Origin of the sequence: Arenimonas metalli CF5-1, from assembly GCF_000747155.1 — a bacterium.
GTDB lineage: Bacteria > Pseudomonadota > Gammaproteobacteria > Xanthomonadales > Xanthomonadaceae > Arenimonas > Arenimonas metalli.
In genome coordinates, this window is record NZ_AVCK01000019.1 from 1 (window position 1) to 23766 (window position 23766).

The following is a 23766-nucleotide window of genomic DNA, read 5'->3' on the forward strand; positions in this document are numbered from 1 at the left end:
GGACGTAAACCGCCTTGCCGCCGCCGCTGGCGCCGCGCTCCTCAATCTCGTACCACTTTCCATGCGCTTTGATCAGGTCGCTGAGCTTTCGCTGGCCATACAACCTTGGATCAAAATCGGAGCGAACCTTGTTGAGGTAGCTGCCAACGGCGCTGAGGTGGGCCCAGCCGGCGTCATCAGAGGACTCTTCGATCGCTTGCTCGATGAGCTTCCTGGGCAGGGGCAACGGCGCGCTCTTCGAAGGAGCAGGCGGCATGGACTCCGCCGGCCCGGCATTTCCAGGCTTCTTCGACGCGGGAGCCGATGCGGGCTCCGGCGTCGGTTCGTTTCGCAAGACTTCGGCGTAGATGAACTTGTCGCAAGCCTGCACGAAAGCGTCCGGTGTCTTGCGCTCTCCGAAGCCGTAAACGCTGTGGCCTTCCTCGCGCAGGCGCTGCGCCAACCGGGTGAAGTCGCTGTCGCTCGAGACCAGGCAGAAGCCGTCGAAGCGGCGCGTGTACATCAGGTCCATCGCATCGATGATCAGCGAGGAGTCGGTGGCGTTCTTGCCGCTGGTGTAGGCGAACTGCTGCACCGGCTGGATCGAGTGCTTGAGCAGCGCCTTCTTCCACTGCGTCTGCTGCGGCGAGGTGAAGTCGCCGTAGATGCGCTTGACGCTGGCGACGCCGTACTTGGCGACCTCGGCCAGCAGGCCCTCGATGATCGCGGGCTGGGCGTTGTCGGCGTCGATCAGGACCGCCAGCAGGCGCTGGTCCTCGTCGGGCTCGGGCTTGCTGCCGTTGCGCTGCTTCATGGCGTGCTCCGCGGGGCCTGCGGCCATCCTACGAGCCGCCCCGCCGCGCCGCCACATGCGCGCCGGCCGCGGGAAACGCTAGGCTTGGCCATCCCCGCCAGGAGCCCGCCATGCCCGCCGATCGCTTCCGCCTCTACGACGAGGGCGCCCTGGCGCCGGTGATCGACGACATGGCGCGCCAGGCCGCGCTGCTGCTGGACGCCACGCCGACGGTGCTGCTGGGCATGCTGCGCCGCGGCGCGCCGCTGGCCGACCGCCTCCACGCGCGGCTGAAGGTGCACGCGCCCTGGGCCACCGTCGACCGGCTGGACCTGAAGGTGAAGCGCTACGCCGACAACCTCGAGCTGCTGCATCCTGAAACGGCGCTGGAAGCGCCGGCCAACGTGGACCTGCTCAACCGGCGCGTGATCGTGGTGGACGACGTGCTCTACCAGGGCTACTCGCTGATGCGGGTCTTCGAGTGGCTGGCGACGCAGAAGCCGGCGCAGGTGCACGCCGCGGTGCTGGTGGACCGGCAGCGCCACCGCATGCCGATCCGCGCCGACATCACCGGCCTGACGCTGAAGATCGCGCCCGAGGACGTGATCGAGTGCAACGTGCCGCCGTACGAGGCGGACTTCGCCGTCGACCTCTGGCGTCCCGCGGCATCCCCGAAATGAATGTAGGAGGGCCTTCAGGCCCGAAGCTTCCCGGCGAGGAGCTTCGGGCCTGAAGGCCCTCCTACAAGGGGAGGGCTCCAGGCGCGGGTTACTGCTGGACCAGCAGCTGGTCGGCGACCACGCTCTTCACGCCCTTGGTACCGGCGGCCAGCTTGATGGCCATGTCGCGGGCGGAGGCACTCTCGGCGACGCCGGTCAGGGTGACGACGTTGGCCTTGGTCTCGACGTTGATCTTGGTGCCCTTCACCGCGGCGTCGGCCAGCAGCTGGGCCTTCACCTTGCTGGTGATCCAGGCGTCGTCGGCGCCGTCGCCGGCCTCATCCATGGCCTCGCGCACTTCGCCCGAGGCGGTGGCGGTGTTGGCGTCCTGGCGCAGCTCGGTGCCCTCGCCGGCGACGATCAGCTGGTTGTCCACCAGGATCACGCCTTCGGCTTCGCCGGCGATCTTGCCCGCGGCCAGCTTGGACTCGAGGCTGTCGGCGCCACCGGTCAGCTTGACGGTGGCGCGCACGGTGTCGACGTTGATGTCGAAGCCCTTGGTGCGCTCGTCGGCCAGCAGGCGGGTCTTCACCGAGGCGGTGATGGTGGCGTCGTCGATGGTCTGGCCGACGCTGCGCTCCGGCGCGGCCTCGGTGGACTGCGCGTTGACGGCGGAGACGCCCAGGGCGAGCGCGATGGTGGTGGCGAGCAGGGAAGTCTTGAGAACGTTCATGGGCTTTGGCTCCTGTTTGAACGGATCGCTGCGGGGGCAGCGTGCGGCCTTCGGGCCTCGTCGCGGGCTTGGGGGAAACAGCACGTCCCGGACGTGGGGCGAGGTTGGCCTTCGATTTCCCAACGGTTGATGAAGCGCTTGTTTCGAATTTGTTAGCGACGTCCTCCATCCACCCCCGAAACCCGCGCCAACAAAGCCTCTCCGGCATCCTGAACCAAACAAAAAAAGGGGTCAGAGTGATTATTTGCTTGAAGCAAATAATCACTCTGACCCCTTTTTGAGGTGGGCTAGGTGGCGTCGAAGCGGATGGCGTGGCGCTGGCCGTGGACCAACGGTTCGAGCTGGTAGCGGCCTTTCTCGGCCAGCACGCGGTCGAAGATGGCCGGCAGCGGCTGCAGCGGCGGCAGCGCGCGCGCGTAGGGCGAGAACTCGATGTCGAGGTTCAGCGACACCGCCTGGCCGCCGCCCTCGCGCGGCGTGACCTCGAGGTCGAGCGCGACGCGGCGCACGGTGTCCAGCCGCACCGCCTCGCGCACCGCCGCCTGGCAGATGCGGTAGGCCGCCGTGCGGGCGTCGTCGTCGAGCTGGTCCACCGGGCCCGTGAAGCGCGGCTCGAACACGATATTGCCGTCCTCGAGCATCTCCCGCAGCGGGCCGTTGTCGATCGCGTGGCGCAGGCCATGGCTGTCGAGCATCGGCGGCCGCAGCTGGCGCAGCGCGCGCCGCAGGCTGTCCTGGATCTCGCGCACCTGCTCGCGCAGTGATTCGAGGAAACGCGTGCCCTGCTCGTCGCGCACGTCGCGGAAGGCCAGGCTGATGCGCGTGCCCAGCGCGTGGATGGCGTGGCCGAGTTCGTAGTCGAGCTCGCTGGCCAATTCGCGCTGCCCCTGCTCCTCGATGCGCACCAGGCGCTGGGTGACGTGGCGCAATTCCTCGGCGAGCGCGCCCAGCTCGTCGTTCTTGGTGGCCAGCTCCTGGTGCCGCTGCGCCAGCACCTCGTGGCTGTGGCGCAGCGCGGTACTGGCTGCGCCGAGCACGAGCGCGCCGGCGCCCACCACCGCCAGCACCAGCTGCAGCATGGTGACGCTGACCGACAGCAGGCCGCCCTGCACCAGCGCCTGGATCACCGCGCCGAGCACCAGCGTGCCCAGCGCCGCGCCTTCCCAGCCGTGGCGGAACCCGAGGAAGAACAGCGGCGCGAACGCCAGCAGCAGCACGTACATCGCCAGGTCGTCATAGGCCTGCAGCAGCAGGAAGATGCCCACCGCGCCCACCAGCACCACGCCCATGTCGCGCCAGAACGCCAGCCGCCGCGGCTTCATCCGCCCGTGCGCCAGCGCCACCAGCACCGGCGCCAGCACCAGCTGCCCGATCATGTCGCCGTACATGAAGGCGAACATGCTGGCCAGGCTGTCCACGGCATTCATCGGCACCGTGACCAGGAACATCCACAGCAGCGGCGAGACGCCCGCCGCGCCGACCAGGCCGGCCAGCAGGAAGCCCAGCATGCGGGTCGGGGTGTCCAGCGCCAGGCCCGGCTGCGGCCCGCGCGCCACGAATACCACCGCCGCGTAGATCACCCACGGCGCGATGCACACGCCGACGAAGGTCATCGAGAACAGCGGATAGCCCAGCACCATCGACTTGGTGGCCTGGGCGGCGATCTCGGCCGCGCCCAGCCAGCCCCAGCGCCGGGTCGGCACCAGCCACAGAAGCGCCAGGCGCAGCCCGGCGGGCAGGAACCAGAGCTGGGCCGAGAGCTGCTCCAGGCCCAGCCACACCAGCATGGACAGCAGGGCGATGCCCGCCCAGACGGCGTTCCGTCCCGGCGGGGTGTCCTGCAGCAGCCCCAGTGGATGCAACGCCATCCTTCCCGCCTGTTCCCCTCGGGCCGGCCCGCCCGGGGCCAGCATGCCAACTAAGGGCCGCGTGAAGAAAGCCCTCGACGGGCGCCTTCCGTGCATGGCGCCGGGCCGATATAATCGCGGCCTTCACCTCCACGGGCCCCGGCCCGCCGTCAGGTACGACTGTGCGCAACCACGATCTGGTATTCCTCAAGAACTTCGCGATGGTCATCGCCATCCTGGTGGGCATCACGCTCGCCCTGATCGGCCTGGGCATCTACGTCAACGGCCAGCTCGAGCCCGAGCCGAACCCGGTCGCCGAGCGCGCCACCGAGCAGCGCATCCGCCCGGTGGGCGGCGTGTACGCCGGCTCGACCGGTGCCGCCGCGCAGGCCGCGGCCGCGGCCGCGGCGGCCGCCGCTTCCGCCGGCCAGGTTGCCTATGACGGCACCCTCGACGGCTCGGTCATCTACGCGGCGCTGTGCGGCGCCTGCCACACCGCCGGTGCCGGCGGCGCCCCGAAGCTCGAGCGCGCGGCCTGGACCGCCCGCATCGCCCAGGGCATGGACACCATGAACAAGCACGCCATCGAAGGCTTCCAGGGCAGCGCGGGCATCATGCCGGCCAAGGGCGGCAACCCGAACCTCACGGACGAGCAGGTCATCGCCACCGTGCAGTGGATGGTCGACAACCTCAAGTAAGCTTGGGCCCCGCCCTCCCGCCAACGCCGCCTCCGGGCGGCGTTGTCGTTTCCGGCGTCCGAAACCCCTGGAGTCCCCGATGCGCCTGCCCCTGTTGACCGTCCTTTTCGTACTGGCCACCGGCTGCCAGACCGCGGGCCAGCCCGACCCCGCCGCGCGATCCGGCGCCATCGCCATCGGCACGGTGCAAGGTCCGACCGACCGCAGCCCGCTCGCGGGCCAGCGCGTGACGGTGGAAGGCGTGGTGGTCGGCGATTTCGGCAAGGGCTTCGGCGGCGTCTTCATCCAGTCGCGGGTGGACGATGGCGATCCGCTGACCGCCGAGGGCCTGTTCCTCGTGCAGGGCGGCCAGCCGGCGGTCGCGCTGGCGGTCGGCGACCACGTGCGCGCCACCGGCACAGTGAAGGAGCTGGGCCCGGACGGCGCCAGCCTGACCGCGCTGGTCGAGGTCGAGGCCACGGTGCTGGCGCGCGGCCTGGCGATGGCGCCGACCGTCGTGGCCGCCGCGCCGGTTCCCGAGGGCTGGGAAGCCTACGAAGGCATGCGGCTGCAGATTGATGCGCCACTCACGGTGACCGGCAACGACGGCCTGATGCGCTTCGGCGAGCTGTTCGTGAGCTTTGATGGCCGCCGCTTCGCGCCCACCGAACGCGCGGCGCCGGGCCTCGAGGCCGATGCGCTGGCGCAGCAGAATTTCCACGTGATGCTGCGGCTCGACGACGGCCTGTCGGCGCAGAACCCGGGCGAGCCCTGGTTCCTGCGCGAGCCGCTGTCGGACGAACGCCCGCTGCGCACGGGCAGCGTGATCACCGGCGCCACCGGCGTGCTCGACCAGCGCTTCGGCAGCCACCGCCTGCAGCTGGTCGCGCCGCTGGGCCAGATCGCGCAGGCGCCGCGGCCGGCGGCGCCGACCGTGCCGGGCGATCGCCGCATCGTCGGGCTCAACGTGCTCAACCTGTTCAACGGCGATGGCCGCGGCGGCGGCTTCCCGACCGAACGCGGCGCGGCCCGCGTGCAAGACCACGCGCGCCAGCAGGCCAAGCTGGTGGCCACGGTGCAGGCGCTCGACCCGGACCTGTTGGCGCTGATGGAGCTCGAGAACGACGGCTTCGGGCCGGACTCGGCAGTGGCGCAGTTCGTCGCCGCGCTCAACGCCGCCGGGCCGCACGCGGATTGGCGCGTCGTGGACGCGGGCGAAGGCCCGGGCGAAGGCAGCATCCGGGTCGGGCTGGCCTATCGCGCCACGCGCTTCCAGACCGTCGGCGCGCCGGCCACCCTGCTCGAGCCGCCGTTCAACCGGGGCAGCCGCGCGCCGGTGGCTCAGGCCTTCCGGGCCGGCAACGGGCCGGTGTTCGTGGTCGTCGCCAACCACTTCAAGTCCAAGGGCGGCTGCCGCCCCGACGCCCCCGCCGGCGACGCCGACCAGGGCGACGGCCAGGCCTGCTTCAACGCCACCCGGGTCGCGTCCTCGGAGGCGCTGCACGCCTGGCTGGCCACCGACCCCACCGGCACCCGGCCCGCGGGCCAGCTGGTGATCGGCGACCTCAACGCCCACGCCCAGGAAGACCCGCTGCGCGCGCTGTACGCCCGCGGCTGGCGCGATGCCTTCGAAGTGGCCGGCGTCGAGCAGCCCTATTCCTACGTCTGGGCCGGCCTGTCCGCGCGCCTCGACCACGCCCTGGTGGACGCCGGCCTGGCCGCGCGCCTGCGCGGGGCGGCCGAATGGCACAACAGCGCCGACGAATCCGAGCGCTTCGGCTACGGCATGGACGACGACGCCGACCCCTGGCGCGCCTCGGACCACGATCCGGTGCTGCTGGGCCTCGACCTGGCCCGCTAAGGGATATCATCGCCGCCATGGACGACATCCCGGCCTTCCCCAGCGAATCCGGCCCGCTGCACCTGACCGGCCCCGCCGGCCGGCTGGAAGTGATGGTGGACCTGCCCGAGCCCGGGCAGGAGCGCGCCGGCGTGGCCGTGCTCTGCCACCCGAATCCGCCGGACGGCGGCACCCTGCACAACAAGGTGGTCACCATGACCGCCCGCGCGCTGAGCGAGCTCGGCATCGCCGCGGTGCGCTTCAATTTCCGCGGCGTGGGCCAGTCCGAAGGCACCTTCGACGAAGGCCGCGGCGAGATCCTCGACCTGCTGGCCGTCACCGACTGGGTGCGCAAGGTGCGCCCCGACGATGCGCTGTGGCTGGGCGGCTTCTCCTTCGGCAGCTGGGTGGCCCTGCAGGGCGCGCGCCAGCTGCCGGTGAAGCAGATGATCTCGATCGCGCCGCCGGTCGGCCTGCGCGCCTTCGACGGCGTGATGCCGCCGGCCTGTCCGTGGCTGGTGGTGATGCCCGAGGCCGACGACATCGTCGATCCGCAGCAGGTCTACGCCTGGATCGATTCGCTCAAGGAAAAGCCGACCCTGGTGCGCATGCCCGACACCGGCCACTTCTTCCACCGGCGGCTGATGGACCTGCGCGGCGCGATCAAGAACGGCGTGCGCAAGAACCTGCCGCCGCCGCGCCATGGCTGAAGCGGCGGCGCAACGCCCGTCCGCCGCCTACGCCGCCGGTATCCACGCCGGGCGCTGGCAGCCCGACGAGGCCCAGGGCCAGGCCCTGGTCGAACTTGACCGCATCCACCGCCAGCTGCGCGCGCGCCAGCGCCACCCGCGCTGGAAGCAGTGGCTGTGGAAACTGCGGCCGCCGGCGCCGGTGCAGGGCCTGTACCTCTGGGGCGGCGTCGGCCGCGGCAAGACCTTCCTCAACGATTTGCTGTTCGAGCACCTGGGCGAGCTGCCGCGCCGGCGCTGGCACTTCCACCGCTTCATGGTCGAGGTGAACGCGCGCGTGCAGGCGCTGCCGGCCGACACCGCCGACACCGTGGCCGTGGTCGCCGACGGCCTGGCCGATGAGCTGAAGCTGCTGGTGCTGGACGAGTTCATCGTCACCGACATCGCCGACGCGATGATCCTGGGCCGGCTGCTCGAGCGCCTGTTTGCGCGCGGCGTGGTGCTGGTGACCACCTCGAACACGGCGCCGAAGAACCTCTACAAGGACGGCCTGCAGCGCGCGCGCTTCCTGCCCGCGATCGCGCTGATCGAGGCGCACTGCGCCGTCGTGCACCTCGACAGCAGGCAGGACTACCGCCTGCGCCAGCTCACCCGCGCGCAGACTTACCTGACGCCGCTCGACGACGCCGCCGAACGCGGCATGGCCGAGCACTTCGCGCGCCTCGCCGCCGACTGCCCGGGCGAAGACGGCCCGCTGGTGGTGAACGGCCGCGCCATCGAGGCGCGGGCGCTGGCCGAGGGTATCGCCTGGTTTGATTTCGCCGCGCTGTGCGAGGGCCCGCGCGCGGCCGCCGACTACATCGAGATCGCGCGCAGCTTCCACACCGTGCTGGTGTCGGGGGTGCCGGTGTTCGACCTGGCGCATGACAATGCCGCGCGCCGCTTCGTGCACCTGGTGGATGAACTCTACGACCGCAACGTGAACCTGCTGCTCAGCGCCGCCGCCGAGCCGATGTGGCTCTACGGCGGCGACAAGCTGCGCCAGGAATTCGAACGCACCGCCTCGCGCCTGGTGGAGATGCGCAGCGCCGAATACCTCGCCCGCGAGCACCGCCCGTGAGGCGGCTGGCGCCCTGGCTGGCGGCGGCGCTGGGCGCGGCGCTGGTGCTGTGGGTGTTCTGGCCCGGCTACATGAGCTGGGATTCGGCCTACCAGTGGTGGCAGGCGCGCCACGACCAGTTCGACAGCGTGCACCCGCCGCTGATGGCGATGACCTGGCAGCTCACCGACCGCCTGGTGCAGGGTCCCGGCGGCATGCTGGTGCTGCAGGTCGTGCTGCTGTGGTCGGCGCTGGCCGTGTTTGCATCGGCGCTGCGGCTGCCGGCGTGGGGACGCGCCCTCGTCGTGCTTTTCCTCGGCCTGTGGCCGCCGCTGCTGGCGATGCAGCCGCACATCTGGAAGGACCTGTGGACGCTGGCCGGCTTCGCCTGGGCGCTGGCGCTGCTGGCCCGGGACCTGGGTTCGCCGCATCGCGGCTGGCGCGCGGTCGCCGTGCTGGCGCTGGTGTTCGCCTGCGCGTTCCGGCACAACGCGATCACCGGCGCGCTGCCGCTGCTGGCCTGGATCGGCTGGCGCGAAGTGGCGTTTTACGCGCCGGCCTGGCCGGCGAAGCGGCGCGTCCTGCCCGCGGGCGTGATCACGCTGGCCTTGTCGGTGGGCGTCTTCGTGCTCGCCGCGATTCCCGCGCAGGACGCGCGCGTTCGCCACACCGAGCGCGTGTGGTCGGTGGTGACGCTGTGGGACGCCGCCGCGGTGTCCCTGGCCGAAGGGAAGCTGGTCTATCCGCCCGAGCTGGTGGATCCAAGCCTGGACCTCGAAGAGCTGCGCGCGAATTTCGCCGAGTACGCCAACACCACCATCTACGTCACCGGCAAACTGCGCCATAGCTTCGACGGGCCCTACACGCCGGCCCAGCGCGAAGCCATCGACGCGCTGGCCTGGTCGCTGCCCCGGGACCACGCCGCGGCCTATGCCGCGCACCGCTGGCGGCTGGCCGTGCTGCTGTTCGGCGCGGACCGCGCGGCGCTGCCCGACAGCCTGGTGATGATGCCGGGCCTGCACGGCTACGGCGACAACCCGCCGGTGGCGCCGCATCCGCATCCCCAGCACGCACGCGCGCTGGCGACGCTGCAGTCGCTGATCGACACGCCGTTCTTCGCCGGCTGGATCTACCTGCTGGTGTGCGCGCTGGTCGCGGCCGTCGGTATCGCGCGCGCGGGCCGCTCGGCGGGGGCCGGGCTGGCGGCGGTGATCGCCCTGTCCGCGCTGGCCTACGCGCTGCCGCTGGCGCTGGCCTCCGGCAGCGCCGAGTTCCGCTACCTCGCCTGGCCCGTGCTCGCCACCCTCGCCAGTGCCCTGCTCCTCGCTACCCCCACTGTAGGAGGGCCTTCAGGCCCGAAATCCTTCGCCGAGAAGCTTCGGGCCTGAAGGCCCTCCTACAGGTGGGGCGGCGGGGCGTTTGCTAGCATCGGGCCACTCACCCAGGGGAAGACCATGCGCCGACTGCTGCTCGTCACCGCCCTCGCCGCCGCGCTCTGCGGCCCCGCTGCCGCGCAGGCGCCCGATGTCGAGGCGCTGGCCGCCACCGTCGACGCCAAGGTGCAGGCCTGGCGCCGCGACATCCACCAGCATCCCGAGCTCGGCAACCGCGAGGTGCGCACCGCGAAGCTGGCCGCCGACCACCTGCGCGCCCTCGGCTTCGAGGACATCCGCACCGGCGTCGCCACCACCGGCGTCACCGCGGTGCTGCGCGGCGGCAAGCCCGGCCCGCGCATCGCGCTGCGCGCCGACATGGACGCGCTGCCGGTCACCGAGCGCAGCGGCCTGCCCTTCGAATCCAAGGCCACCACCACCTTCCGCGGCGAGACCACCGGCGTGATGCACGCCTGCGGCCACGACGCCCACGTCGGCATCCTGATGGGCGTCGCCGAGGCGCTGGCCTCGATGAAGGCGGAGCTGCCGGGCGAAGTGCTCTTCATCTTTCAGCCGGCCGAGGAAGGCCCGCCGGACGGCGAGAAGGGCGGCGCCAGTGAAATGCTGGCCCAGGGCGTGTTCGAGCGCTTCAAGCCCGAGGCGGTGTTCGGCCTGCACGTGTTCAGCACGCTCAACGCCGGCCAGGTCGGCTACCGCAGCGGCCCGCTGATGGCGGCGTCGGATCGCTTCAACATCGTGGTGAAGGGCCGGCAGACGCACGGCTCGCGGCCTTGGGGCGGCGTGGATCCGATCGTGGCTGCGGCCGACATCATCGGCACCGCGCAGACCATCGTCAGCCGCCGCCAGAACATCTCCAAGCAGCCGGTGGTGGTGAGCTTCGGCGCGATCAAGGGCGGCATCCGCTACAACATCATCCCGGACGAAGTGGAGCTGGTGGGCACCATCCGCACCTTCGACGAAGGCATGCGCACGCAGGTGTTCGCCGACCTCAAGAACGTAGCCGAGAGCGTGGCCAAGGCCCACGGCGCCACCGTCGTCGCGCAGGTACCCGACACCCAGGGCAACCCGGTCACCGTGAACCACCCGGCCCTGACCGCGCGCGTGGTGCCCAGCCTGGAAGCCGCCGTCGGCCGCGACAACGTGGTCGAGATGGACCTGACCATGGGCGCCGAGGATTTCTCCCTGTTCGCGCAGCAGGTGCCCGGCTTCTTCTTCTTCGTCGGCGCCACCCCCAAGGGCCAGGACCCGATCAAGGCCCCGTCCAACCACTCGCCCGAGTTCTTCCTCGACGAAGAGGCGCTGAAGGTGGGCACCCGCGCGATGCTGCAGGTGTCCCTCGACTACCTCCACACCGTCGAGTAACGCCCCCCTGTAGGAGGGCCTTCAGGCCCGAAGCCTTTCGCCGAAAAGCTTCGGGCCTGAAGGCCCTCCTACAAGGTTCCCGGCGTCACCATTAACCCCATCCAGGCAGCCCGGCCGTTACCGGTAACCGGACCCTTCCGGAGACCCGACCATGCGCCGCACCGCCCTCATCCGCCGCACCCTCGCCCCGGTGCTGCTCGCCGCCGGGCTCGCCCACGCGGGGCCGCCCACGGCATTCCCGGAGATCGACGCGGCCACCGCCACCTACCGCCTCGCCGTGGTCGAACTCGAGGCGCAGGGCGAGCTGCCGCAGTTCGCGGAGTGCAAGATGCCCGAGGTGCTGTGCATGGACCCGGCGCCCACCTGGTTCCGCGCGCGCGTGCTCGACACCCTGCACGGGCCGTCGCTGCCGCCGCGCTTCCACGGGGCGACCACCAGCCACTACGGCCCGATGCAGATGGCCTCGCCGCAGTACGGCAAGCCGCGGCTGATGCTGCTGATGTCCGACGGCGACCGGCACGTGATGCTGCGCTACGCCAACGGCTTCCTCGCCGAGGATCGCCAGGGTTTCCTGCACCTGGTGCTGGTGAACTCGCGGCCTGTGTGGTGGTTGCCCTGCGGCGCGATGGACCTCAAGGAGCCGATCCACGACGCGGCGCTGGCCCGCGCGTCACGGACCCCGCTGGAGCACTACCGGGAATACATGGCCGACGAAGACCGCGCCGAGTACCGGGTGCGCGGCCACCACGCCTATCCGCGCCATTCCATACCGATGGCCAAACTGGCGGCCTGGCTGGCGCGGCAGCCGGACCTGCCGGCGAACCTGCAGTGCAAGCCACAGGCGGCGGGCTGACCCCACATCTTGCGTTGACCTGCCTGCCGACACCCGATATGTTGTGGCCGTCGGTCCCGACCGCGGCAACGCGCAAGGGTTAATAGGGAAGCCGGTGTGACTCCGGCGCTGCCCCGCAGCGGTATGTGGAAACGAAGGCCGTCATTGGCACTGGCATCCGGGGTTCGGGACTGAAGTCCCTCCTACAGGGGCTGGGAAGCGACGGTTGGTAGGAGAGGTTCACGCCTCGCGTCCACGAGCCCGAAGACCTGCCGACAGCCGCGCGAAGCACACCGCGCGGTGACCGGCCCAGAGGTCTCCGGGGGGAGACGGCGCCGGTGTCGTGGCGCCGCGTCTCGGTCCCTGCGACACCCGCATTCCATCCTCCGTCTGACTTCGCATGCCCGCGGGGGCATGGCCGCGACGACGCCGTTTGGCGTCGCCGTCGCTCGTCTCCGCGCGCCGCCCCCGAGGGAGGGACGGCGACCGTGCGCCACGCACCGGAGAACACCCATGAACACCGAAACCCTGGACGCGCCCGCCGACGCCGCCGCGCCGCAGTTCGCCCTCACCCCGCCCGCCACCGCGCTGGGCATGACCGTCACCAAGCGCAGCGGCCGCCGCGAGCCGGTCGATCTGAACAAGATCGTCCGCGCGGTGGCCCGCCAGTGCGACGACCTGTACGCGATCGACCCGATGCGCGTCGCCACGCGCACCATCTCCGGCCTGTACGACGGCGCCACCACGCGCGAGCTCGATGAACTCTCGATCCGCACCGCCGCGCTGCTGACCGCCGAGGAGCCGGAGTACGGCCGCCTCGGCGCGCGCCTGCTCGCCGATTTCATCGCCAAGGAAGTGGCCGGCCAGGAGATCCACGCCTTCTCGCAGTCCATCGCCCGCGGCCACGAGGTCGGGCTGATCAACGACCGTTTGCTGGGCTTCGTGCAGGCCAACGCCCGCAAGCTCAACGACGCGCTCGACGCCACGCTCGACCGCCGCTTCGACTACTTCGGCCTGCGCACGCTGTACGACCGCTACCTGCTGCGGCATCCGACCCAGCGCACGGTGATCGAAACCCCGCAGCAGTTCTTCCTGCGCATCGCCTGCGCGCTCAGCCAGGACGTGCCCGAAGCGCTGGCGCTCTACCGGCGCATGGCGGCGCTGGACTACCTGCCCAGTTCGCCGACGCTGTTCAACGCCGGCACCACGCACGAGCAGCTGTCGAGCTGCTTCCTGCTCGACTCGCCGGACGACACGCTGGAGTCGATCTACCGCAAGTACGCCGACGTGGCGATGCTGAGCAAGTTCAGCGGCGGCATCGGCGTGTCCTTCACCCGCGTGCGTTCGCGCGGCTCGCTGATCCGCAGCACCAACGGCCACTCCAACGGCATCGTGCCGTGGCTGAAGACGCTGGATTCGTCGGTGGCGGCAGTGAACCAAGGCGGGAAGCGCAAGGGCGCCGCCTGCGTCTACCTCGAGCCCTGGCACGCCGACATCGAGGAGTTCCTGGAGCTGCGCGACAACACCGGCGACGAGGCGCGGCGCACGCACAACCTCAACCTCGCCAACTGGATCCCGGACCTGTTCATGCGCCGGGTGGAGGCCGACGGCGAGTGGTCGCTGTTCGACCCCAAGGCCGTGCCGCAGTTCACCGACCTGTTCGGCAAGGCCTTCGACGTCGCCTACGAGCAGGCCGAGGCCAGCGGCCGCGCGGTGAAGACCCTGCGCGCGCGCGACCTGTACGGAAAGATGATGCGCACCCTGGCCCAAACCGGCAACGGCTGGATGACCTTCAAGGACAAGTGCAACCGCGCCAGCAACCAGACCGCGCGGCCGGGCAACGTCATCCACCTGTCGAACCTGTGCACCGAGATCCTGGAGGTGACCTCGGGCGACGAGACCGCGGTGTGCAATCTCGGCTCGATCAACCTCGGCCAGCACCTGCGCGAGGAAGACGGCCACGTCGACTTCGATTTCGACAAGCTGGCCGAAACGGTGCGCCTGGCCGTGCGCCAGCTCGACCGCGTCATCGACCTCAACTTCTACCCGATCGAAACCGCCCGCCGCGGCAACCTGCGCTGGCGGCCGGTGGGGCTGGGCGTGATGGGCCTGCAGGATGTCTTCTTCCGCCTGCGCCTGCCCTTCGACGCCCCCGCGGCCCGCGCGCTGTCGGCGCGCATCGCCGAGGAGATCTACTTCCACGCGCTGGAGGCGAGCTGCGAGCTGGCCCAGGAGCGCGGCCGCCACCCGAACTTCGAAGAAACCCGCGCCGCCCACGGCGAGCTGCAGTTCGACGCCTGGGGCGTGCAGCCCGCCGCGCCGGAGCGCTGGGACGCGCTGCGCGAACGCATCCGCGAACACGGCTTGCGCAACTCGCTGCTGGTCGCCATCGCCCCCACCGCCACCATTGCTTCGATCGCCGGTTGCTACGAGTGCATCGAGCCGCAGGTCAGCAACCTGTTCAAGCGCGAAACCCTGTCGGGCGACTTCCTGCAGGTGAACAAGCACCTGGTGCCCGAGCTCAAGCAGCTGGGCCAGTGGACGCCGGAGATGCGCGACCGCATCAAGCTGGCGGAAGGCTCGGTGCAGGGCATCGCCGAGATCCCCGCCGAACTGCGCGCGGTCTACCGCACCGTGTGGGAGGTGCCGATGCGCTCGCTGATCGACATGGCGGCCGACCGCGGCGCCTTCATCGACCAGAGCCAGTCGCTGAACCTGTTCATGGAATCCCCGAACATCGGCGCGCTCTCCTCCATGTACATGTACGCCTGGAAACAAGGCATCAAGACCACCTACTACCTGCGCTCCCGCCCGGCCACCCGCATCGCCAAGACCACCGTCGACGCCCCGGCCGCCATCGCCTGCTCCCTTGAGAACCCCGAGTCCTGCGAGGCTTGCCAGTAACTTTTTTGCCACGGATGAACACAGATGAACACGGATGAAGGCGATAGCAATAGTTGATCTCGCGCCGACATGAGGCTGGCTGCCGGGACCAATCGTTCAACTGCTGTCCCTTGCTCCTATCCGTGTTCATCAGTGTTCATCAGTGGCTAATGAGGCTCTATAAATGACCACCGCCAAGTTGCTTGATCCCGGCTACAGCCTGACGCTGCGGCCGATGCGTTACCCGCGGTTCTACGAGATGTACCGCGATGCCATCCGGAATACCTGGACCGTCGAGGAAGTCGATTTCTCGCTGGATACCCAGGACCTCAAGACCAAGCTCGGGCCGGCCGAGCGGCACCTGGTCGAGCGGCTGGTGGCGTTCTTCGCCACCGGGGATTCGATCGTCTCGAACAACCTCGTGCTCAACCTCTACCAGCACATCAATGCGCCCGAGGCGCGGATGTACCTGTCGCGGCAGCTGTACGAGGAGGCGCTGCACGTGCAGTTCTACCTCACGCTGCTCGACACCTACCTGCCCGAGCCCGAGGCGCGGGCGAAGGCCTTCGCGGCGATCGAGAACATCCCGTCCATCCGGCGCAAGGCCGAGTTCTGCTTCAAGTGGATGGACAGCGTGCAGTCTCTGCAGCGGCTGGAGACGCGGGCGCAGCGCCGCCAGTTCCTGATGAACCTGGTTTGTTTCGCGGCCTGCATCGAGGGCTTGTTCTTCTTCGGGGCGTTTGCGTACGTGTATTACCTGCGCTCGCGCGGGCTGCTGCACGGGCTGGCGGGCGGCACCAACTGGGTGTTCCGCGACGAGAGCGGGCACATGGCGTTCGCGTTCGAGGTCATCCGTACGGTGCGCGAGGAGGAGCCGGACCTGTTCGACGACGAGCTCAAGGCGCAGATCGTGCAGATGCTGGGCGAGGCGGTGGACACGGAGTGCCTGTTCGCCGAGGACGTGCTCAGCGGCGGCGTGGCCGGCCTGTCGCCGCGCGACATGCGCCAGTACCTGGAGTACTGCGCCGACCAGCGCCTGGCCCAGCTCGGGCTGCCGCGGCACTTCGGCGCGCGGAACCCGTTCCCGTTCATGGAGCTGCAGGACGTTCAGGAACTGACCAACTTCTTCGAACGCCGGGTATCGGCCTACCAGGTCGGGGTCCAGGGCGAGGTCGCCTTCGACGCCGCCTTCTGACCGACCCTGTAGGAGGGCCTTCAGGCCCGAAGCCTTTCGCCGAAGAGCTTCGGGCCTGAAGGCCCTCCTACAGCCCTCCCACAAGGGCGGGGCCGTGAGAGAATGCGCGCCATGACTTCCCCCGAACTGAGCCCGCTGGGCAAGGCCGTCGAGTACGGCAACGACTACGACCCCAGCCTGCTGTTCCCGATCGCGCGCGCCACCCAGCGCGCGGCGCTGGGCCTGGGCGAGGAATTGCCGTTCGTGGGCGTCGATTTCTGGAACGCCTACGAGCTCAGCTGGCTCGACGGCCGCGGCAAGCCGCGCGTCGCGCTGGCCGAGTTCCGCGTGCAGGCCGCGTCGCCCAACATCATCGAGTCCAAGAGCTTCAAGCTCTACCTCGGCAGCTATGCGCAGGCCCGCTTCTCCGACACCGATGCGCTGCGCGCGCAGCTGGTGCGCGATTTGTCCGAGGCGTCGGGTGCGCCGGTCAGCGTCGTGCTGACGCCGGCGTCCACCAACAACACCGCGCTGATCGAAACCCTCGAAGGCGACCTGATCGACGACCTGCCGATCGAGATCAGCCACTACGGCCCGCCGCGTCCCGATTTCCTCAGCTCCGATCCCGAGCTCAAGGCCGACGAGATCCTGGTCTCGCACCTGCTCAAGTCGAACTGCCCGGTCACCGGCCAGCCCGACTGGGCCAGCGTGCAGATCCGCTACGCCGGCCCGCGCATCGCCCGCGACGGCCTGCTGCGGTACCTGGTGTCGTTCCGCAACCACAGCGATTTCCACGAGCAGTGCGTCGAGCGCATCTTCATGGACCTGATGCAGCACTGCGCGCCGACCCGTCTCGCCGTGTATGCGCGCTACACGCGCCGCGGCGGCCTGGACATCAACCCGTTCCGCGCCACGCCCGGCCTGCCGCTGCCCGGCAATCCGCGCACCGCCCGCCAGTAATCCGCCGACCCTCGCCCCCGGGAGCCGCCATGCGCCACGCCCAGTTCGCCGCCCTCCTGCTCGCCTCGCTGGCCCTGGTCGCCTGCGGCGGCGATGACGACGCCGCGCCGAGCGACGAACAGATCACGGCCGCCACCGACGCCGCCACGGCGGCCGCCGAAGGCCCGGCCGCGCTGCCGCCGCTGCCCGCCGGCGATTTCCGCATCACCTCGGTCAGCCTCGGCAAGGCCGTGGACGAAGAAGGCCAGGTCGGCGAGCCGCTGACCACCTTCGCGCCCGGCGACAAGATCCACGCGGCCGTGGTCGCGGTGGGCAGCAGCGACGGCCTCACGGTGTCCGCCCGCTGGCTGGCCGCCGATGGCACCGAGGTCGCCAAGGCCGGCCAGAGCCTGAAGCCGGAAACGCCCACCGTCACCACCTTCTCGATCTCGCAGCCCGAGCCCTGGCCGGTCGGCGCCTACCAGGTCGAGATCGCGATCAACGACCGGGTCGTCGAAACCCGCACCTTCGAGGTGCGCTGAGCCGCGCCGGCCCACCCCGGCGCGCGTCCGCGCGACGCGCCCATGACCCACCCCTGCCTGTCCTGCGGCGCCTGCTGCGCCACCTTCCGGGTGGCCTTCCACTGGGCCGAAGCCCAGCCCGACAACCCCGACGGCCCGCCCGCGGAACTGGTGGTGCCGCTGCGCCGGCACGAGCTGGCCATGCGCGGCACCGAATCCGCGCCCACCCGCTGCGTGGCGCTCGCCGGCACCGTCGGCGTGGACGGGCACTGCAGCATCTACGCCCTGCGCCCCTCGCCCTGCCGCGCGCTGGTGCCGGCCTGGGAAGACGGCCAGCCCAGCCCGCAGTGCGACAAGGCGCGGGTGGCGCACGGCCTCGAGCCGCTGACGCCGGACACCTGGCGCACGATCGCGGCCCCCGGATAAGACTCGCCCACGATGACGAGGGCCGGCTGGGTCGCGCCCCTGGCCCGATCCGCCACGGCATCGGCCCGGCCGATGGCCGCTGCGGCTCCCGTACCGGCACGTATGTGCGACGGAGCGTCGGCTGCCGCGACTTTCGCCGCCGGGGCGGAGCGGCGACAATCGCCGGCTAGCCCGAATACGAGACCGCGCGACCATGGCCGACACGCCCAAGATCCTCTACACGCTCACCGACGAAGCCCCGTTCCTGGCCACGCAGTCGCTGCTGCCGATCGTGCAGGCCTTCGCGGGCGCCGCCGGCATCGCGGTCGAAACGCGCGACATCTCGCTCTCGGGCCGCATCCTGGCGCAGTTCCCGGAGCGCCTGCGCGAGGACCAGCGCATCGGCGACCACCTCGCCGAGCTCGGCCAGCTGGCCACCACGCCGGAAGCCAACATCATCAAGCTGCCCAACATCAGCGCCTCGCTGCCGCAGCTCAAGGCCGCCATCAAGGAACTGCAGGCCCAGGGTTACGACCTGCCCGACTACCCGGAAGAGCCGCGCGACGACGCCGAGAAGGACGTCAAGGCGCGCTACGGCAAGGCCATGGGCAGCGCCGTGAACCCGGTGCTGCGCGAGGGCAATTCCGACCGCCGCGCGCCCAAGGCCGTGAAGGAAAACGTGCGCAAGCACCCGCACCGCATGGGCAAGTGGGCGTCTGATTCCAAGTCGCACGTGGCGCACATGGCCGGCGATGATTTCTTCGGCAGCGAGAAGTCGGCCACGATGGCCGCGGCCGGCAGCCTGAAGATCGCCTTCGTGGGTGCCGACGGCGCCGAGCGCGTGCTCAAGGAAAGCGTGAAGGTGAAGGAGGGCGAGATCGTCGACGCCTCGGTGATGCGCCGCGCCTCGCTGGCCCGCTTCGCCGCCGAGCAGATCGCCGACGCCAAGGCCACCGGCGTGCTGTTCTCGCTGCACCTCAAGGCCACGATGATGAAGGTCTCGGACCCGATCATGTTCGGCGTCTTCGTCACCGAGTTCTACAAGGACGCGCTGGCCAGGCACGCCAAGGTGCTCGACGAGGTCGGCTTTGACCCGAACAACGGCATCGGCGACCTGTACGCGCGCCTGGGCCAGCTGCCCGAGGCCACGCAGGCCGCCATTAAGGCCGACATCGACGCCGTGTACGCCAGCGCGCCCGGCCTGGCGATGGTGAACTCCGACAAGGGCATCACCAACCTGCACGTGCCCAGCGACGTGATCGTGGACGCCTCGATGCCGGCGATGATCCGCGACTCGGGCCGCATGTGGAACGCCAAGGGCGAGCTGCAGGACACCAAGGCCGTGATCCCCGACCGCTGCTACGCCGGCATCTACCAGGCCGTGATCGACGACTGCAAGGCGAACGGCGCCTTTGACCCGGCCACGATGGGCAGCGTGCCCAACGTCGGCCTGATGGCGCAGAAGGCCGAGGAATACGGCTCGCACGACAAGACCTTCCAGCTCGACGCCGCCGGCACCGTGCGCGTCACCGACGCCAGCGGCGCGGTGGTGTTCGAGCACGCAGTGCAGGCCGGCGACATCTGGCGCATGTGCCAGACCAAGGACGCGCCGATCCAGGACTGGGTGAAGCTGGCCGTGGACCGTTCCCGCCTGAGCAGCACGCCGGCCATCTTCTGGCTCGACGCCGCGCGCGCGCACGACGCCCAGCTGATCGCCAAGGTCGAGCGTTACCTCAAGGACTTCGACACCCAGGGCCTGGACATCCGCATCCTGCCGCCGGTCGAGGCGATGAAGGTCTCGCTGCAGCGCATCCGCGCCGGCCAGGACACCATCTCGGTCACCGGCAACGTGCTGCGCGACTACCTCACCGACCTGTTCCCGATCATGGAGCTGGGCACCAGCGCCAAGATGCTGTCGATCGTGCCGCTGATGGCCGGCGGCGGCCTGTTCGAGACCGGCGCCGGCGGCTCGGCGCCCAAGCACGTGCAGCAGTTCGTGCAGGAGAACTACCTGCGCTGGGATTCGCTGGGTGAATTCCTGGCGCTGGCCGCTTCGCTCGAGCACATCAGCGAGCGCTGGCTGAACTCCTCGGCGCCGGTGCTGGCCAAGACGCTGGACCTGGCCAACGGCCGCATCCTCGACGAGGACCGCGGCCCGTCGCGCAAGGTCGGCGGCCTCGACAACCGCGGCAGCCACTTCTACCTCGCGCTGTACTGGGCCCAGGCCCTGGCCGCGCAGGACGAGGACAAGGCGCTGAAGGCGAAGTTCGCGCCGCTGGCCAAGCTGCTGTCAGAGCAGGAGTCGACCATCGTCGACGAACTGCTGGCGGTGCAGGGCCAGCCGGTCGACATCGGCGGCTACTACCGCCCGGACATGGCGAAGACGACGGCGGCGATGCGCCCCAGCAACACCTTCAACATCGCCCTCTCGACCCTGTAACCGGCAACATCCTTGTAGGAGGGACTTCAGTCCCGAAGCTTTTCGGCGAAGAGCTTCGGGACTGAAGGCCCTCCTACGTTTTCAGCGCGGGGCGAGCAGGGACTGCACGGCCTCGATCACCTTCTCCGCCGACGGCTGCCCCGGCGCGATCATGTCGAAGTGCCCGACGTCCTGCAGCACCACCACGGTCACGTCATCGCCGGCGGCCTTCGCCGCGTAGGCCCTGGCGTCCTCGGGCAACAGCACCACCGACGCCACCAGCACCTGGGGCACGCCGATCGGCAGGCGCTGGCCCGGCGATCCCGCCGCGTAGCGGTCCGGCACCTCGGCCGGCGTGCCGCCGAACAGGTTCGGGATCACGGGCGGCTGGCCGCAGACCATCGCATCCCGGCCCACGAACGCGGCCAGGTCACCGGGGCCATCGACGGCGACGGCGCCCTGCACGCGCAGCGGATCGGCCGCGCCCAGCGGCGTGCCGTCGGGCTGCCCCGGGCGGGTCGCGAGCCACAGCGCTGCATGCGCGCCGGCGCTGTGGCCGACGGTCACCACGCGCGAAAGATCGATCGGATGTTTCTTCGCCAGGTCGCGTAGCGCGTCGGTGGCCACGCCCCAGTCCTGGAACGTGCCAGGCCAGCCCGCGCCTGGTTCGCCCAGCTGGCGGTATTCGATGTTCCAGGTGGCGATGCCGCGTTCGGCCAGTGCGCTGGCCAGCGGCGCAGTGTTCGCCAGCGTCGCGAAGCCCTTCGTCCAGCACCCGCCGTGCACCACCACCGCCACCGGGAACGGACCCGCGCCCTCGGGCAACCGCAGCTGGCCGTACTGCTGCGGCGCCGGACCGTAGCGATGCACCGCGTGCGGCACCCGCGTGGGCAGGCGGTCCACGTCTTCGGGCGAGATGCCCTGGGCGGCGGTGGGTCCGGGCGAAGCCACGGCGGCGAAGGCAAGGACAAGCAGCGGCAGGCGAAGGGCCATGGGCGGGACCGGCTCGGGAGGGTTCCCGGATAGAACGCCAGTCCCCGCACGCCACGGTCACGTCGACATGGGCAGTCTGGCCCGGTTTCGATAGCCAACACCTATCGCAGGCATCCGAAACATTCATTTTCACGCGGGACGATGCGGGCGTACGGTGTGAAGCCCGGACCCGTCCGGCGCCCCGCGGGCGCCCCGACCCCGACCCCTCTGTTCGTTCGCTGCAAGACCCAAGGAGCCCACCATGACTACCGAACTCAAGTGCCCGTTCTCTTCCGGCAGCGCGCCCATCCACACCCAGGCCGGTGGCCCGTCCAACGGCGATTGGTGGCCGAACGCGCTCAACCTCAAGATCCTGCACCAGCACGACAAGAAGTCGAACCCGATGGGCGAGGCGTTCAACTACGCCGAGGCCTTCAAGACCCTCGACCTCGATGCCGTGGTGCGTGACCTCACCGCGCTGATGACCGACTCGCAGGAGTGGTGGCCGGCCGACTACGGCCACTATGGCCCGTTCTTCGTGCGCATGACCTGGCACGCCGCCGGCACCTACCGCGTGCAGGACGGCCGCGGCGGCGGCGGCACCGGCGCCCAGCGCTTCGCCCCGCTCAACTCCTGGCCCGACAACGGCAACCTCGACAAGGCCCGCCGCCTGCTGTGGCCGATCAAGCAGAAGTACGGCAACAAGCTCAGCTGGGCCGACCTGCTGATCCTGGCCGGCAACGTCGCCATGGACTCGATGGGCTTCAAGACCTTCGGCTTCGGCGGCGGCCGCGCCGACATCTGGGAGCCGGAAGGCGACATCAACTGGGGCACCGAGACCGACTGGCTGGGCGACAACCGCTACAGCGGCGACCGTGAGCTCGCCAACCCGCTCGCCGCGGTGCAGATGGGCCTGATCTACGTGAACCCGCAGGGCCCGAACGGCAAGCCGGATCCGCTGGCCTCGGCCCGCGACATCCGCGACACCTTCGCGCGCATGGCGATGAACGACTACGAGACCGTCGCGCTGGTCGCCGGCGGCCACACCTTCGGCAAGGCGCACGGCGCCGGTGACGCCGCCAACGTCGGCGTCGAGCCCGAGGGCGCCGACATCGCCGAGCAGGGCTTCGGCTGGATCAGCACGCACGGCAGCGGCAAGGGCGACGACACCATCACCAGCGGCATCGAAGGTTCCTGGACCCCGACCCCGACGAAGTGGGACATGACCTACTTCGAGAACCTGTTCGGCAACGAGTGGGAGCTCACCAAGAGCCCGGCTGGTGCCTACCAGTGGCACCCGAAGGTGCAGAACGACAAGAACGTGGCCCCCGCGGCGCACGACCCGTCGAAGAAGGTCACCATCATGATGACCACCGCCGACCTGGCGCTGCGCTTCGACCCGGCCTACGAGAAGATCTCGCGCCACTTCCTGGCCAACCCGCAGGAATTCCACGACGCCTACGCCCGCGCCTGGTTCAAGCTGACCCACCGCGACATGGGCCCGAAGGCGCGCTACCTCGGCAAGCTGGTGCCGAAGGAAGACCTGATCTGGCAGGACCCGGTGCCGGCCGTCGACCACCCGCTGGTCGACGACAAGGACGTCGCCGCGCTCAAGGCCAAGGTGCTGGCCTCGGGCCTGTCGAACGCCGAGCTGGTGCGCGTGGCCTGGGCCGCGGCGTCGAGCTTCCGCGGCTCCGACTTCCGCGGCGGCGTCAACGGCGCGCGCATCCGCCTCGAGCCGCAGCGCAGCTGGGAAGCCAACAACCCGGCCGAGCTGTCGAAGGTGCTGGGCGTGCTGGAAGGCATCAAGAAGGACTTCGATGCGTCCGCTTCGGGCGGCAAGAAGGTGTCGCTGGCCGACCTGATCGTGATCGCCGGCAACGCGGCGGTCGAGGCGGCGGCGAAGAAGGGCGGCCACGACGTCTCGGTGCCGTTCGCGCCGGGCCGCACCGATGCCTCGCAGGAGCAGACCGAGGTCGATTCCTTCGCCTGGCTCGAGCCGAAGGCCGATGGCTTCCGCAACTACGCCTCGAAGGAAGCCGCGGCCGATGGTGCCGAGTGGCTGCTCGACAAGGCCAACCTGCTGACGCTCACCGCGCCCGAGATGACCGTGCTGGTCGGCGGCCTGCGTGCGCTCGACGCCAATTACGGCGGCGCCAAGCACGGCGTGTTCACCGCGCGCCCGGGCACCCTGAGCAACGATTTCTTCGTCAACCTGCTCGACATGTCCACCAAGTGGGCCCGTTCGGCCGGCGACAAGAACGTGCTCGAGGGCCGCGACCGCAAGTCCGGCCAGGTGAAGTGGACCGGCACCGTGGTCGACCTGGTGTTCGGCTCGAACTCGCAGCTGCGCTCGCTGTGCGAGGTGTACGCCGCGGGCGACGCGGAGAAGAAGTTCGTGAACGACTTCGTCGCCGCCTGGACCAAGGTGATGAACCTGGACCGCTTCGACCTGCAGTAAGCCCGTCCGGTCCGCTCCTCCGGACCTGCGCCCCGCGTTCGGCCCCGGGCCGCCGCGGGGCGCTTTCTTTCCATTCCAAAAAAGGGGT

19 protein-coding genes and 1 riboswitch are annotated in these 23766 nt (G+C 70.1%); of the genes, 15 read left to right on the forward strand and 4 right to left on the reverse strand.

Annotation, left to right across the window (positions count from 1 at the left end):
* Positions 1-793, reverse strand: a 793-nt coding sequence (locus N787_RS07495; protein ID WP_034212266.1) for an NYN domain-containing protein, incomplete at its 3' end; no start/stop codon positions are given.
* Positions 794-903: 110 nt separating this feature from the next.
* On the opposite strand from N787_RS07495, the gene N787_RS07500 reads away from it, so the two are divergent.
* Positions 904-1452 (forward strand): phosphoribosyltransferase family protein, encoded by a 549-nt coding sequence (locus tag N787_RS07500; RefSeq protein ID WP_034212268.1) that lies wholly within the window; start codon positions 904-906, stop codon positions 1450-1452.
* 88 nt (positions 1453-1540) lie between these two features.
* On the opposite strand, the gene N787_RS07505 is transcribed toward N787_RS07500, so the two are convergent.
* Entirely contained in the window at positions 1541-2164 is a 624-nt protein-coding gene (locus N787_RS07505) for a BON domain-containing protein (protein WP_052575263.1), read from the reverse strand.
* Positions 2165-2451: 287 nt separating this feature from the next.
* Positions 2452-4032 carry an MASE1 domain-containing protein gene (locus N787_RS07510; RefSeq protein ID WP_169742295.1) on the reverse strand — a complete coding sequence of 527 codons (1581 nt, stop codon included), beginning with the start codon at positions 4030-4032 and terminating at the stop codon, positions 2452-2454.
* A gap of 161 nt (positions 4033-4193) precedes the next feature.
* On the opposite strand from N787_RS07510, the gene N787_RS07515 reads away from it, so the two are divergent.
* From N787_RS07515 to N787_RS07575, 13 genes are all read left to right on the forward strand, one after another.
* Entirely contained in the window at positions 4194-4709 is a 516-nt protein-coding gene (locus N787_RS07515) for a c-type cytochrome (RefSeq protein WP_034212272.1), read from the forward strand.
* 79 nt (positions 4710-4788) lie between these two features.
* Positions 4789-6549: an ExeM/NucH family extracellular endonuclease gene (locus N787_RS07520; protein WP_034212275.1), complete on the forward strand. Its 1761-nt coding sequence runs from the start codon at positions 4789-4791 to the stop codon at positions 6547-6549.
* Positions 6550-6566: 17 nt separating this feature from the next.
* The gene (locus tag N787_RS07525) at positions 6567-7238 is read left to right on the forward strand and encodes an alpha/beta hydrolase (protein WP_034212277.1); all 672 of its coding nucleotides are present in this window, start codon (positions 6567-6569) and stop codon (positions 7236-7238) included.
* The gene (zapE, locus tag N787_RS07530) at positions 7231-8337 is read left to right on the forward strand and encodes a cell division protein ZapE (protein WP_034212279.1); all 1107 of its coding nucleotides are present in this window, start codon (positions 7231-7233) and stop codon (positions 8335-8337) included. Before N787_RS07525 ends, zapE begins: the two co-directional genes overlap by 8 nt.
* A complete protein-coding gene (locus N787_RS07535) occupies positions 8334-9704 on the forward strand; it encodes a hypothetical protein (RefSeq protein WP_034212281.1) in 1371 nt (456 codons plus the stop codon). The genes zapE and N787_RS07535 overlap by 4 nt, the downstream gene beginning before the upstream one ends.
* A 66-nt stretch (positions 9705-9770) precedes the next feature.
* The gene (locus N787_RS07540) at positions 9771-11072 is read left to right on the forward strand and encodes an amidohydrolase (RefSeq protein ID WP_034212284.1); all 1302 of its coding nucleotides are present in this window, start codon (positions 9771-9773) and stop codon (positions 11070-11072) included.
* Between the two features lie 151 nt (positions 11073-11223).
* Positions 11224-11925 (forward strand): hypothetical protein, encoded by a 702-nt coding sequence (locus N787_RS07545; RefSeq protein ID WP_034212286.1) that lies wholly within the window; start codon positions 11224-11226, stop codon positions 11923-11925.
* A gap of 34 nt (positions 11926-11959) precedes the next feature.
* Positions 11960-12195: riboswitch (cobalamin riboswitch) on the forward strand.
* Between the two features lie 222 nt (positions 12196-12417).
* On the forward strand, positions 12418-14808 hold the full coding sequence (locus N787_RS07550; protein WP_034212288.1) for a ribonucleoside-diphosphate reductase subunit alpha: 2391 nt from the start codon (positions 12418-12420) through the stop codon (positions 14806-14808).
* A gap of 163 nt (positions 14809-14971) precedes the next feature.
* The gene (locus N787_RS07555) at positions 14972-15982 is read left to right on the forward strand and encodes a ribonucleotide-diphosphate reductase subunit beta (RefSeq protein WP_034212290.1); all 1011 of its coding nucleotides are present in this window, start codon (positions 14972-14974) and stop codon (positions 15980-15982) included.
* Between the two features lie 111 nt (positions 15983-16093).
* Positions 16094-16921, forward strand: coding sequence for an NADPH-dependent 7-cyano-7-deazaguanine reductase QueF (queF, locus tag N787_RS07560; RefSeq protein WP_034212292.1), 828 nt, complete (start codon positions 16094-16096; stop codon positions 16919-16921).
* Between the two features lie 29 nt (positions 16922-16950).
* Positions 16951-17442: a hypothetical protein gene (locus N787_RS07565; protein ID WP_052575264.1), complete on the forward strand. Its 492-nt coding sequence runs from the start codon at positions 16951-16953 to the stop codon at positions 17440-17442.
* Between the two features lie 42 nt (positions 17443-17484).
* Positions 17485-17847 carry a YkgJ family cysteine cluster protein gene (locus N787_RS07570; RefSeq protein ID WP_034212294.1) on the forward strand — a complete coding sequence of 121 codons (363 nt, stop codon included), beginning with the start codon at positions 17485-17487 and terminating at the stop codon, positions 17845-17847.
* Positions 17848-18040: 193 nt separating this feature from the next.
* A complete protein-coding gene (locus N787_RS07575) occupies positions 18041-20266 on the forward strand; it encodes an NADP-dependent isocitrate dehydrogenase (RefSeq protein WP_034212296.1) in 2226 nt (741 codons plus the stop codon).
* 81 nt (positions 20267-20347) lie between these two features.
* On the opposite strand, the gene N787_RS07580 is transcribed toward N787_RS07575, so the two are convergent.
* Positions 20348-21238 (reverse strand): alpha/beta hydrolase, encoded by an 891-nt coding sequence (locus tag N787_RS07580; RefSeq protein WP_052575265.1) that lies wholly within the window; start codon positions 21236-21238, stop codon positions 20348-20350.
* Positions 21239-21479: 241 nt separating this feature from the next.
* Between N787_RS07580 and katG the strand changes: the two genes are divergently transcribed.
* On the forward strand, positions 21480-23678 hold the full coding sequence (katG, locus tag N787_RS07585) for a catalase/peroxidase HPI (protein WP_034212298.1): 2199 nt from the start codon (positions 21480-21482) through the stop codon (positions 23676-23678).
* Positions 23679-23766 lie beyond the last annotated feature (88 nt).